Source organism: Nitrosomonas sp. (genome assembly GCF_020852615.1).
GTDB lineage: Bacteria > Pseudomonadota > Gammaproteobacteria > Burkholderiales > Nitrosomonadaceae > Nitrosomonas.
Genome location: NZ_JADZAJ010000025.1, coordinates 35,279 through 48,138, shown reverse-complemented (window position 1 = coordinate 48,138; position 12,860 = coordinate 35,279). Strand labels below are relative to the sequence as shown.

Sequence of the window (12,860 nt, the reverse complement as noted above, 5' to 3'; positions counted from 1 at the left end):
ACTATATACAATCATGATAAGCAAGATCAATCCATCGCGGATGGAGCTGGAATATCGTATAAAAGGGGCTGACTGGCTGTCTGTACATAGCGGACTGCCTGTTTGTTGCGCTTTCCTTTCAGTTTAAGCTGAAATGTCTTGCTGAATCTGATTTCAGGGTAATCTCCCCGGGCGATAGCCTTAAACAACGTATCACTGATCAGTATTCCGCCCGGACAGCAACTTTTTTCAAGCCGTGCAGCAGTGTTGACGACATCTCCGATTGTTGTCCAGTCCAGTCTGTCTGAGGAGCCGACATTGCCAATCACCACGTTTCCCCAGTGAATGCCGATACGCAGAAGCAGCAGATCTTTGCCGGCACGCATACGCAAATTATTGAAATCGTAGGAGTGTTTGTGAATTTCCAGTGCGGCCAGTACGGCGTTGTGTGGTGCCTTGAATAAAGCCATAACACAATCACCCATGAATTTGTCGATGATGCCGTCATACTGTCTGACAGCCTTCGTGATTCTGCCGAGTATCAGATTAAGCGTGTGAATGACAGATTCTTCTTTTTCGTTGTTTTCCACGTAACTGGTAAAACCGGCAATATCACAAAACAGGACAGCTAACTGGCATTCTTCGTTGGGGAGTGCGTTACCTCCCAGTCGGACAATTTCTCTGGCCTTCTGTTCGACCAGCTGGGGCACATAATTGCGAGTGATATTGTGAACCCGGGCTTCATTGAGCATGGAGCCTTCGGTCAGTGTGTGCGTGGTCTTGTGATCCAGCGATACGATCTGCCACAGCGTATGGATGGTCATGTCGTTATGGCGGTAGCCGCTGACATTGAAAAGTACCGACAGACTGTCGTCATGCGGTACCCTGATGCGAATGCGATAGTTTTCAAACAGACCATCCTCTGATTCCAGTATAAGCCCCCACAGTACATCGTTATAAAAGTGGCCAGGAATAATGTTTGTAAGTATCTGTACCGAAACCGGGGATATTTCCAGTTTCAGGTTGTTGAGAATCGCGGGGGAGATGGACAGGATGTCACCCGCGCTGGAAAAAACCATGACGCCGTGACTCAATTTGCTGAATATGGCTATGGTTTTGTCTGATTCCTCTGTGTGGGACAGTAATTGGGAATGATTGGCTGATGTTTGAGGGGAATATTGTTCTGCGAAATTACGTATGATTCTGGCGGTACGATATGCCTGTGCATTTTCACCTGGAATCTGTTTTTCCTGTTTTATAAGCGAGAATCCGATTGCTCTGGCAAGTTTGCTGTCCAGGTAGGTGCTGCTGTCACAATTTTTCGGGTAATCAATCTGTATCAGCGTGTCCTTTTCCTCGGGAAAGGTCAGCGTAATCCGGAAATGGTTTTTTTTGCAGAACTGTTCGATATTCCGATCACCATGCGTGGTTAACTCATTTTGTAACAGTTCATCGAATACACCATCTTTATCGGTAATATCAATATTCAGGCCGCTCTCGATCGCCTGCTGAAATGCCTGGCGGTGCATGGTCCTGATCATGTTCGTAATCAGTTTGTGCAGCAGGAGGATAATCGAATCCCGCAGGCGCAGGCACTGCAACCGCTCCAGTGTGCGTGCAATTTCCTGTTCCAGTATCTGCCAGACGTTATGCTCAAGCGATGTAATGACGATCGGATGGCCGGATCCGGAGTTTACGTGTTTGGCGGCGTCTGGAGGTGTATTAGTTATGATCATTGGCGCAGAACTGGTACATGTCATCATTGAGCAGTTTCTGAAAAAAAGTGTCATCAAGCAGATGATCAGAAATTGCTTCGCTTAAGCCATAAGACATCAGTTTTTCCTTGCGAACGGTGGGATCATCAGGGTTGGCACCGATTCCGGCGCCTCTGACCAGGCTGTTGGCGATAGCCAGCCAGAGCAGGATTCTGTTTTCAGTCCGCTCGGGCAATAACTGATCCAGATCGGTGCCAACATACAGTTGAAACTGTGACGGGAGCTTCCATTCTCTGACTGCCTCCTTTCCGATCTGGTAATGATCTGTTCCCATAAATTTCTGCTCTGCTTCTTTGCTGGAACAGTTGTTTTCAAGTGCGTACGTGAGAGCATCCATGTATTCCTTGCGCGCGTGGGTAAAAAGCAGCACTTTGCCGATATCGTGGACCAGCCCGGCAACAAAGGCTTCTTCGCAATCTTCTGATTTTCCGAATTCCAGGCAGATGTTGTAGCTTGCAATTGCGGTCAGTAAAGAGTGGTGCCAGATGTGCCTGCGTACCAGTACATTTTTGCTTTTGGAAAATACAGAGCGTGAGAAGGCCAGTATAACCAGAGAACGGATGATATTGATTCCCAGCAGGCTGGTGGCGATCGGTAATGTTCTGATCGGCTGGCTGCGGTTATAAATGGGTGAATTGGCTACCCTGAGAATGAATGAGGCTACTACCTGATCGGCACGCAGCAGGCGATCCATTTCCCTGAAACAATTCGGAGATTCCTCATCAATTTCGATAATTCTGGAAATAATCTCCGGCTGTGTGGCTTTTATTATTTTGTAGTCAATAACACATTGGTTCATGGCGCATAAATGCCGGAATACGGCAGTAAGAATTTTCAATTGTTGCTACAGGTTAAAACAACGGCATTTATAAAGCGGGCTTGATAACAGCTGAGAAAATCTGTGAAATTTGTTCGAATTTCCCGATTAGTATCCGGGTATGAATTGCCCGGGATTGGGCGCAATCAGGTTATTTTCGGGCTGCTGCGGGAGAACCGGTTCAGATTTCTGTCCGGCAAAGGTTCCGGGAAGATGGCTGGGAACAAAAAAGCCCCACCCCGGGTACGGGTGAGGCTTTTTTGCAAGGTGTTCTGGCGGAGAAGGCGGGATTCGAACCCGCGGTACGGTATTACCGTACACACGCTTTCCAGGCGTGCACCTTCAACCACTCGGTCACTTCTCCTGTTATTTCCCCTGTTCAGGGCAGCCGCAAAGGATAAACCAGATTCGCAGCAGGAGCAATACATAGAACAATTATGCTGACTGCAAATACGGAAACCCTGCCGGTGCTGTTATTTTGTCGTCGGCAGCATCTGGTCTGAGCGTGTTTGTGGCTTTCGGGCTCAACAGGCCGTTGCTATTACCCGACGAGCATTCCGGGGTGGTTCAGTAACTGCCATATTATTTTTTCGGGTGTTTACTAATATTCATAATGTGGCGAGAATGGCATATTTCCAGCCGGTTCCCAAAAATGAAGGAGGTTGATTTGAAGAAAATTCTTGCAGTTACTCTGGGTTTTATTGCAGCTGCTGTGATGGCCGGCGGCGTTGATCAGCGCCAGGTTCTGTCTGTGAATGAGATGCAGCGCCATCACCTTCTGGGCGAAATGCGCATGCTGCTAACCGGAACCAGTGCCATTCTGGAGGCGCTTGCAAAAGAGGATATGACGGCAGTGGCGCGTCACGCGCGTTCACTTGGAATGGCGATGCCCCATAAAATGGAAGGGCATATGGATAACTTCCTGCCCGAGCAGTTTATGCAGATGGGGATGGGCATGCATCAGGCGTTTGACAGGATAGCCGACGAGGCGGAATCCGGAAAGGATCCCAAACATACACTGCAGCAGCTGAGTGAGGCACTGGGGCGTTGCACCGCCTGCCATGCGACTTATCAGGTTGGCTTAAATCAGCAGTCTGGCGGGGATGATCAGAGCAGGGGTCAGGGGAAACAGGGTGCGCATTCACACGCACATTAAACTTCCGGGGTGGGATGCTTCTTGTAATGGTCATCAGGTGGTCAGAATGGCAGTTTTTGCCAAAGGTGGTCGATTCTGGTTTTGACGGTTGCATCCATTTCAATGGTACGACCCCATTCGCGCGTTGTTTCACCCGGCCATTTATTGGTGGCATCCAGTCCCATTTTGCTGCCAAGTCCGGAAACGGGGCTGGCAAAATCGAGGTAGTCGATTGGTGTGTTTTCTGCGATCAGGGTATCGCGCACCGGATCAACCCGGGTGGTCATCGCCCAGATGACTTCTTTCCAGTCGCGGATATTAACGTCATCATCCGTTACGATGATAAATTTGGTATACATGAACTGGCGCAGAAAGCTCCAGATACCGAACATGACACGTTTGGCATGGCCGGGGTACTGCTTTTTCATGCTGACCACGGCAAGACGGTAAGAGCAGCCTTCCGGTGGAAGGTAGAAATCAGTAATTTCAGTAAATTGTTTCTGCAACAGCGGTACGAATACTTCATTGAGGGCAACGCCAAGAATGGCGGGTTCATCCGGTGGTTTGCCGGTATAGGTGGAGTGGTAAATCGGATCACGGCGCATGGTGATTCGCTCAATCGTGAAAACCGGGAAAGTTTCCTGTTCGTTGTAGTAGCCGGTGTGATCGCCGTAAGGTCCCTCTACTGCTGTTTCATCCGGATAAATATAGCCTTCCAGCACAATTTCCGCGCTGGCAGGTACCTGCAGGTCATGCGTCAGACATTTGACGACTTCTGTTTTTGCCCCGCGTAACAGACCGGCAAACTGGTATTCACTCAGGCTGTCCGGAACCGGAGTGACTGCACCGAGAATCGTCGCCGGATCCGCACCCAGTGCAACCGCGACAGGGTAGGGCTGCCCCGGGCTGGTTTGACAGAAATCACGGTAGTCCAGTGCGCCGCCGCGATGCGCCAGCCAGCGCATAATCACTTTGTTCGGGGCAATTACCTGCTGCCGGTAAATGCCCAGGTTCTGTCTTGATTTATACGGGCCGCGTGTGACGGTAAGTCCCCAGGTAATCAGGGGGGCCACGTCCCCCGGCCAGCAAGTCTGGATTGGCAGTTTTCCCAGATCCACCTCAGTACCTTCCCATACGATTTCCTGGCAGGGAGCATTGGACAGCTGTCTGGGGGCCATGTTGAGTACCTGTTTTAATACCGGCAGCTTTTCCCAGGCATCGCGCAACCCTTTGGGAGGATCGGGCTCCTTGAGGTAGGCGAGTAGTTTGCCCACTTCACGCAGGGCGGAAACCGATGTCTGGCCCATACCCAGCGCGACCCGTTCCGGTGTGCCGAACAGGTTGCCCAGTACCGGAATGGTGTGTCCGGCGGGTCGTTCAAACAGTACCGCCGGACCTGCCTGTTTGAGCAGGCGATCGCAGATCTCTGTCATTTCCAGGCGGGGGTCAACTTCGATACCGACACGTTTTAAATCACCGCGTTGTTCAAGCTGAGCGAGAAAGTCGCGCAAATCCTTGTATTTCATAAGTCTGATCCGGTAGCAGTGAATAAACTCAACAGGAAATGATGAGAGCGTTGCTGAATTTTCCTGAATTTACCCGCCAGTTCTGAACAGCGTATCCAGTAAGATTCCGGCAAATATGGCAGCACCGATCCAGTTGTTGTGCAGAAATGCCCGAAAGCAGCGGGAAGGCTCTCGTCTGCGGATCATGGTGTATTGAAAAGCAGCCAGCCCCAGCGCAATCAGCAGAGAAGCATAAAACAGGATACCGCGCTGCAGAAGCATTCCGGCATAAGCCAATATACCCAGAAATGTGATATGGCACAGCATAATGCCTGCGATATCAAACCGGCCGAGTGTGATGGCGGAAGTCTTGATACCGATTTTCAGATCATCTTCACGGTCCACCAGCGCATATTCAGTATCGTAAGCAATGACCCAGAACAGATTGGCCAGTACCAGCAGCCATGCAAGCGGAGGAACAGCACCCGTCTGCGCCGCAAATGCCATGGGAATGCCAAAGCTGAAGGCAATGCCCAGATAGGCTTGCGGCATGACAAAAAAACGTTTGGTAAACGGATAAGAGGCTGCAAGAAACAGAGCGGGTACGGACAGCTGGATTGTCAGCAGGTTGAGCGGCAGGATCAGTAAAAATGCGCATAAACTTAACCCGGCCGCTACCAGTAATGCTTCTCGCGGGGTGATAATACCGGTTGCCAGCGGACGGTTGCGGGTGCGAAAAACATGAGGATCAATGCGCCGATCGGCGAAATCGTTAACGGCACAGCCGGCAGAGCGCATCAGGATTGTGCCCAGTACAAAAATCACCAGAATCATCGGATCGGGCATACCATCCGCTGCCAGCCATAATCCCCATAATGTCGGCCACAGTAATAACAGGATGCCGATAGGTTTATCCAGTCGGATCAGTCTGGTGTATGCGGAGAGCCGATCCGTGAAAGTGATGTTTACAGAAGTCATAAAAATCAGATCAGTAAAATAGCCGGGAATTTGATTGAACCGGCCAGGATAAGGAATACGGTATTTTACCGGTTTATAGTGTGTGGATTGCAGGCAGAAATACTTCTGTGACAAGTATTGGCTGGTGACGCAGGATGAATAGCGAACGTCTCGCCCAGAGATGGTTCGGGTGGATCCGCAGTCGTGTGCAGGCACGTCTGAACAGGGGATGGCGTGGTTTGAGTTTTTTGAAGGCAAGCGGCGCGCGCTGTATTAGCGGGTTGGTAAACAGCATGGTACCCAGCGACCGGCTGCCCAGATGACCCAGGTCGCGCCATGCTCCCTGCAGGTGTTCCTTCCTGACAACGGAATGCGCAAACACAACCGGTATTTCATTGCTGCGCAGATACACTTCCCGTACCAGTGCGCGCGTTTGTCTGTTTAGATTCATGATTTCCAGTTCATCGATACAGGCGGTTGCCAGCGCCTGAAAAACAGGTTCAACACGAAAATGTTCGCTGCGCGCCTGGATCAGGCGAGTAAGGGATCCCCGGTGAGTTAGCCACCAGCGGAGATCGACAGGAGCAGAAACAGGTACAGGGTGCCACGCCAAAGGCGGGTTGGCTTTCATTACGGCCGGGGCGGGTGAACAGGGTAGTCAGCCATGGTGTAAACCGGTAAGAGCCATTCGGGATCAGGCCGGTATCCTGTTTGGTGAAGTGTGTTTGCGAACCGTATCAAGCAGGGCTTCTTTGGTAAATGGCTTGGTGAGGTATTCGTCAGAGCCGACCATCCTGCCGCGTGCACGGTCAAACAGCCCGCTTTTGCTGGAGAGCATGATGACCGGTACGGAATGGTATTTCGGATTTTTTTTGATCAGCATGCAGGCCTGATACCCGTCCAGCCGTGGCATGACAATATCCAGAAAAATAATGTCCGGCTGGCAGTCGATGATTTTGGCCATGGCGTCAAATCCATCTGTTGCCAAGATGACCTCACAGCCGGAGTGAGCGAGAAAGATTTCTGCACTGCGCCGGATGGTGTTGCTGTCATCCACTACCATTACCTTGATGCCCGTTAAATCATTTTCTGTTTCAGTCACAATTTCCCCTTATATCCAAGGTTTTCCGCAAGGCTGTGCAAGAACCGTTTTGTGTGGATTGTGTCCGCTTCGCAGGTTGTTTCTTGCACGGTAAGCTGATTTTTGCCCACTATAATAACGTATTATCGGTTTGTTCGATTCGATCTGAATATCTGCCGGCGCTATCGTCGCCAGAAAGCCGGAGTGAAAACAATCATCAGGGTATAAAACTCCAGTCTTCCCAGGAACATGGCAAAACTGCACAGCCAGATCTGGAAATCGTTGAGTGTTGCATAGTTCGCAGACGGACCGATGCCTCCCAGGCCTGTTCCCAGGTTATTCAGGCAGGCGACAGCAGCTGAAAAGGCTGTGATCTCATCCATTCCGCTCAGTGTTAATGCCAACGTCATCAAAACGATACTGGTCAGGTAAACGAACAGAAATGCCAGAATGGCAAAAATGATTTCGTTGGGGACAATACTCCTGCCGATCTTGACCAGAGAGACTGCGCGGGGATGCATGATGATAGTCATTTCACGAAAGAACTGCTGAAACAGGATGCGTGCCCGAATCATTTTGATGCCACCGCCGGTTGAACCCGATGATGAGCAGAATCCTGATAAAAACAGCATCCAGAGCGGAGCGAAAATCGGCCAGAGTGCGTAGTCGGTATTGCTGTAACCGGTAGTCGAAGCAACCGACACCACATTGAAAGCCGCATAACGCAAGGCAGTCACGGGATCTGTATAAATTCCTTTGACCCAGAGAAAGGCGGCTATGCCAAGACAACTGCCCAGTGTGATCAGGATGTACAGCCTGGCTTCCGGATCAGAGCGGTATGCGGAAAAACTTTTAGCGCGCCAGGCAACGAAGTGCGCTGAAAAATTGATACCGGCAATCAGCATGAACAGGATTGTAATTGCCTCGATCAATGGAGAATCCCAGTACCCGTAACTGGCATCATGTGTGGAAACGCCCGCCAGACCGAGTGTGCTCAGTGCGTGCGCAATTGCATCGAACACGGTCATCCCGGCCAGCCAGTAAGCAACTGTACAGGCGAGCGTCAATGTGACGTAGATCAGCCATAACCGTTTGGCGGTTTCCGCAATGCGTGGAGTCAGTCTGGATTCTTTTATCGGTCCGGGGACTTCGGCACCGAGAAGCTGCCTTCCTCCGACACCCAGCATGGGCAGAATGGCCACGGCCAGCACGATTAACCCCATGCCACCCAGCCAGACCATAAGACAGCGCCACAGGTTGATGGCGTAAGGCAGCTCGTCGAGACCCGTCAGTACGGTTGCTCCGGTTGAAGTCAGGCCGGAGGCTGCTTCAAAATATGACTTGGCAAAACCAAGTTCCGGAAAATAGTGGAATAGGGGCAGCATTCCAAACAGGGGGAGTGACAGCCAGACCAGCACGACCAGCAGAAATCCATCGCGAATTTGCAATTCCCGTTTGAAGCGGGATGTCAGCAGCCATATTGCCGCACCACAGCCCAGTGTCGTCGATAGGGCTTTGAGAAAGACGGGCAGAGATCCATCTGCCATCCAGTAGGCAACACTGCAGGGGATCAGCAATACCAATCCGAACATCAGTATCATTTTGCCCAGTATGTTGGCGACGGCAAGGAAATGACTCAGGGCGTGACCCATAGCTGCCTAATTACAGAAATCCCACGTTCACCTGAAACAGCTTTTCCACCTGTCGCACCATTTTTTTATTGACGACGAACAGAATGACATGGTCATTCTGTTCGATCACCGTATCATGGTGGGCGATGATGACCTGCGCCTGCCTCCACTGATCCGTGAGACTGTCTTCTTCCAGTTCGGACAGGTTTCTGCGGTAAAACTCTCCCGGGGGTAATCCGCGTACGATGGCGCCGATGGTGGTTCCCCTTGGCAGTCTGATTTCCTCGATTTTGCGGCCAACCACCCGGGAAGCGCTGGCATCGCCGTGTGCAACCAGTTCCAGTGCTTCGGCTGCGCCACGCCGCAGGCTGTGCACTACTGCCACATCACCCTGACGGACATAAGCCAGCAGTGAGCCGATTGTGACTTGTGCCGGTGAAATAGCGATATCAATGCCGCTGCCCTGCATCAGATCCACGTACATGCTGCGGTGAATCAGCGCAATCACTTTGCGTGCACCCATGCGTTTGGCCATCAGTGCGGCCATGATGTTGTTTTCCTCGTTGTCGGTCAGAGCGCAGAAGGTATCCATTTCGCTGATGTTTTCACTTTCCAGCAGCTCTTCATCGGTAACATCACCGTGCAGAACCAGCACGTTATGCAGGCTTTGTGTCAATGATTCGCATACCTTGATATCCCGTTCGATGATCCGTACCTGATGGGTTTGCTGCAATACCTCCGCCAGCCTGCGGCCAATCCTGCCGCCACCGGCAATCATTACCCGCCTGACGGGTTTGTCCATGCGGCGCAATTCACTCATGACTGCACGGATATCACTGGAAGCAGCGATGAAAAACACTTCATCGCCTTCTTCGACAACTGTGCTGCCCTCGGGAATGATTGGATGGTTATGCCGAAAAATGGCAGCGACGCGGGTTTCCAGATTGGGAACGTGCTGGCGTAATTCTTTTAGCTGACGCCCGATCAGCGGACCGCCGTGAATGGCTTTTACTGCCACCAGGCTGACTTTACCGGAGGCGAAATCGAGTACTTGCAGTGCTCCCGGAAACTCGATCAGTTTTTCTATGTATTTGGTCAGTATTCGTTCCGGGCAAATGGCAAAATCGACACAAAAATTTTCTTTCGAAAAAATGGCCGGATGGTCCAGATAATCCACGGTACGGATACGGGCGATTCGGGTGGGAGTATTGAACACGCTTGCTGCCAGCTTGCATGCGACCAGATTGGTTTCATCATTTCCGGTCAGGGCCAGTACCATGTCGGCATCCTCCATCCCTGCCTGGGTCATGATGTCAGGATGAGAGGCACTGCCAACGACCGTACGTAAGTCCAGCCGCTCCTGCAATGGGGTGAGGCTGCTCCTGGTCAGATCAACGACAGTAATATCATTGGATTCACTGACCAGGCTTTCCGCTACGGTTGAGCCAACTCGCCCTGCGCCCAGGATAACGATTTTCACTAAAAGGTACTCGTTTTACAGATTAATAATAAATGATGCAGTCTGTACCTCACTGATCAGGCCGGGAGAACGATTGAACGGGTTAGACAGGTTGCATATAAGGTGGGATATTTTACGCTTTTTGACCTGTATCTGTCCTGATCTGGCGGATTGTGTTGCGCTGGCTGCAGCACTTATAGATGTGTCGGATTTTTTTACATACCGGTACGGCTGATTTCGGCCAATTTAGACTGATACCCAATTGTCATATTTAACTAATTGATTTAATGATACATTTTGTTTGTGTTCGAAAACTGGTATGATTATTGCATATTTGATCTGTAGGTTCCTTCCGGAGTCCGAGCTGGAACCTGAATTGGCACCTTGGTACAAAATTGTGAATCATCTAACAGGGAGTAAAAAATAATGAAGAAAATCCTCGCTACCGCAATCCTGGCGGCGGCAGCTGCAACCAGCCATGCCGCGACCCTATCGTACGATTTCAACAATGCTCTGCAAACGACTGAGATTGGCCAGACCGGTTCGCTGGGCCTGTTCGATTCGTCCCTGGGCACGCTGACTGGTGCCATGATCACTGTCAGCGGTCAGGCCGTCATGAGTTTCACTGGTAACAACACAGCAGCACAAACACAGACAGCCACTCTGACATCAGAAGTTGAACTGGCGTGGACGACTACGCTGAGCGCACTGAGCTCCTACCTCACCGACACAGTCCTGCTGAGTGCCACGTCGGGCTCGCAGTCGTACGCCGTCGGTGAAACGAAGGCGTTCGGCCCGTTCAGCAGGAGTAACTTCAATGACGACGATCTGAGCGCTATCCTGGCTTCGCTGCAAGCCGTAGGCGGTGGCGCGTTCAATGTGTCGTGCGATTCATCATCCCCTATAACGAAAGGCCTCAGGATCCCCCGGTAAGTGAGGCACCCGAGCCCGGCTCACTGGCCCTGATGGGACTGGCGCTGGCTGGCCTGGCTGTGACCCGTCGCCGCAAGGTCTGATCATCCTGTTACTGCCTGCCGCCAGGTGGCGGGCAGTCTGCCTGCAAAAAACCCGGTTCGCCGGGTTCTTTTTTGGTGTATTAACATAAACTGCCAAAAAACGGCGAGCACTTGCGCAATATCCGCCTGTGATGCCTGTAATTTACCCGCCGTTTATTTTTTGGTCAGGGTAAACCGGTTTTCCTGGCCGTATTCTGTTCAAAAGATTTTGTAAAAGGCCTGGAATACATTCTTATTAGTAACGCTGCCACTTCAGGGAAGCGACGCGTCGTTCGATTTTATCCATCATTTTCTGGTACCGGGGGCTGCTGGTATCGCCAAAATGGGCTTTGAAGGCATTTTCTGACAGGTGTTCGGGGAGGTCTGTCCATTGTGGAATGAGATCGGTGTCGCGTATACCGGCCAGAATAATGTTCCGCATTCTGCGTGCGGAATCCTGATTGGCCATGGCTTTTTCGGCAAAACGGGTGCCTGAGCGATCCGCGATGAGATCGTTGAAGGAAAATCCGCTGCCGGAACGGGAATCTTCCAGTTCTTTGTACAGCCCGATTGCATTGGATAACACCGTGTCTGAATAAGCGGTAATGGCGGCAGAAGCCATGAAATGCATGGCCAGATCGTTGCGGCCATCCAGTGTGACATTGATTTTAACCGGATCCGGCCAGTTGGCTGCTTCCGGGATAACCAGCCTGAGTGGAATCTGAACGACATGAAATGCGGTTATCAGTATGGCAGCACGGAATTCTTCCAATGCATCTTTTTGTACCGAATGACGAACAGTTTCCTGCATGATTTGTGTCAGTATTTCTGACAGTGGGATGGTTGCCGAGGCATGTTCCCGGTTTTGTTCGTTGAGAAAATGATGGTAGTGCGACAGTTTTTCCAGTGCCAGCTGATCCAGAAAAGGCAGGCTGACAGGTGAGTAACTGACTTTATCAATTTCCCATCCTTTCCAGAAATAGGAAACTACCGCTTCATGGCGGGAGAACTGCAGTTTTCTGAATGCATCAAGACCGGTGTGTGCATCCGGGCTGGCGGTTTGCAGCCATGCCAGTAATTTTTCAATCAGCCGGTTGGCAAACCTGTCCGGGACTGGCAGGCTCCCGATGCTGACTGATCTGAATTCAGGAAATCGTCCATTCTCGATTAAAGTGGCTTGCAGATTGATATATCCGTTAATGATATTTGCGGGTATCGGCAGGCTGAGCAACACCTCTGCGCTTTTATCATGCAGGGTAACCCTGGCATACCCTTTGCCGAAATGATGTGCCAGATAATTCAGAGCATTATCAGCATCATCTGCCCGGATTCTGATGGTAGCCAATGTGCCGGGGTATACCTGATAACGATGCGTATCGAGAATACTTTTGGCACGAGCAATTTGTTCCGGTGTGATGAAAATTTCCCGTTTAACCCGGGACTGACTGTCGATTGCCAGGCAGATCATGACTGTTAAAGTGACAATCATGATAAAGAGGCTGATTCCTGCCAGATTAAGTAGTTTT

12 protein-coding genes and 1 tRNA gene are annotated in these 12,860 nt (G+C 51.0%); 3 read left to right on the top strand and 10 right to left on the bottom strand.

Features of this window, described 5'->3' with window-relative positions:
- Window positions 1-26 precede the first annotated feature (26 nt).
- The 3 genes from IT527_RS06280 to IT527_RS06270 all read right to left on the bottom strand — a co-directional run bounded on the left by IT527_RS06280 (window position 27) and on the right by IT527_RS06270 (window position 2,935).
- Window positions 27-1,715: an adenylate/guanylate cyclase domain-containing protein gene (locus IT527_RS06280; RefSeq protein ID WP_292967673.1), complete on the bottom strand. Its 1,689-nt coding sequence runs from the start codon at window positions 1,713-1,715 to the stop codon at window positions 27-29.
- Window positions 1,702-2,553, bottom strand: a complete 852-nt coding sequence (locus IT527_RS06275; RefSeq protein ID WP_292967672.1) for an HDOD domain-containing protein — start codon at window positions 2,551-2,553, stop codon at window positions 1,702-1,704. The genes IT527_RS06280 and IT527_RS06275 overlap by 14 nt, the downstream gene beginning before the upstream one ends.
- A gap of 291 nt (window positions 2,554-2,844) precedes the next feature.
- Window positions 2,845-2,935, bottom strand: a tRNA-Ser gene (locus tag IT527_RS06270).
- A gap of 288 nt (window positions 2,936-3,223) precedes the next feature.
- Between IT527_RS06270 and IT527_RS06265 the strand changes: the two genes are divergently transcribed.
- The gene (locus IT527_RS06265) at window positions 3,224-3,727 is read left to right on the top strand and encodes a hypothetical protein (RefSeq protein ID WP_292967671.1); all 504 of its coding nucleotides are present in this window, start codon (window positions 3,224-3,226) and stop codon (window positions 3,725-3,727) included.
- 41 nt (window positions 3,728-3,768) lie between these two features.
- On the opposite strand, the gene ubiD is transcribed toward IT527_RS06265, so the two are convergent.
- The 6 genes from ubiD to trkA all read right to left on the bottom strand — a co-directional run bounded on the left by ubiD (window position 3,769) and on the right by trkA (window position 10,360).
- Window positions 3,769-5,232, bottom strand: a complete 1,464-nt coding sequence (ubiD, locus tag IT527_RS06260; RefSeq protein ID WP_292967670.1) for a 4-hydroxy-3-polyprenylbenzoate decarboxylase — start codon at window positions 5,230-5,232, stop codon at window positions 3,769-3,771.
- A 69-nt stretch (window positions 5,233-5,301) separates the two neighbouring features.
- On the bottom strand, window positions 5,302-6,174 hold the full coding sequence (ubiA, locus tag IT527_RS06255; protein ID WP_292967726.1) for a 4-hydroxybenzoate octaprenyltransferase: 873 nt from the start codon (window positions 6,172-6,174) through the stop codon (window positions 5,302-5,304).
- Window positions 6,175-6,262: 88 nt separating this feature from the next.
- Entirely contained in the window at window positions 6,263-6,799 is a 537-nt protein-coding gene (locus IT527_RS06250; protein WP_292967669.1) for a chorismate lyase, read from the bottom strand.
- Window positions 6,800-6,862: 63 nt separating this feature from the next.
- On the bottom strand, window positions 6,863-7,231 hold the full coding sequence (locus IT527_RS06245; RefSeq protein ID WP_292967725.1) for a response regulator: 369 nt from the start codon (window positions 7,229-7,231) through the stop codon (window positions 6,863-6,865).
- Between the two features lie 200 nt (window positions 7,232-7,431).
- A complete protein-coding gene (locus IT527_RS06240; RefSeq protein WP_292967668.1) occupies window positions 7,432-8,901 on the bottom strand; it encodes a potassium transporter TrkG in 1,470 nt (489 codons plus the stop codon).
- A 10-nt stretch (window positions 8,902-8,911) separates the two neighbouring features.
- Complete coding sequence (trkA, locus tag IT527_RS06235) at window positions 8,912-10,360, bottom strand: Trk system potassium transporter TrkA (protein ID WP_292967667.1); 1,449 nt, start codon at window positions 10,358-10,360, stop codon at window positions 8,912-8,914.
- A 405-nt stretch (window positions 10,361-10,765) separates the two neighbouring features.
- Here trkA and IT527_RS06230 point away from each other — a divergent pair, with 405 nt between their 5' ends.
- Together IT527_RS06230 and IT527_RS09725 are read left to right on the top strand one after the other, a co-directional pair.
- Window positions 10,766-11,272, top strand: a complete 507-nt coding sequence (locus tag IT527_RS06230) for a choice-of-anchor E domain-containing protein (protein WP_292967666.1) — start codon at window positions 10,766-10,768, stop codon at window positions 11,270-11,272.
- Window positions 11,224-11,355, top strand: a complete 132-nt coding sequence (locus IT527_RS09725) for a PEP-CTERM sorting domain-containing protein (protein WP_363278084.1) — start codon at window positions 11,224-11,226, stop codon at window positions 11,353-11,355. Before IT527_RS06230 ends, IT527_RS09725 begins: the two co-directional genes overlap by 49 nt.
- 235 nt (window positions 11,356-11,590) lie before the next feature.
- On the opposite strand, the gene IT527_RS06225 is transcribed toward IT527_RS09725, so the two are convergent.
- A complete protein-coding gene (locus IT527_RS06225) occupies window positions 11,591-12,823 on the bottom strand; it encodes a hypothetical protein (RefSeq protein WP_292967665.1) in 1,233 nt (410 codons plus the stop codon).
- Between the last annotated feature and the right edge of the window lie 37 nt (window positions 12,824-12,860).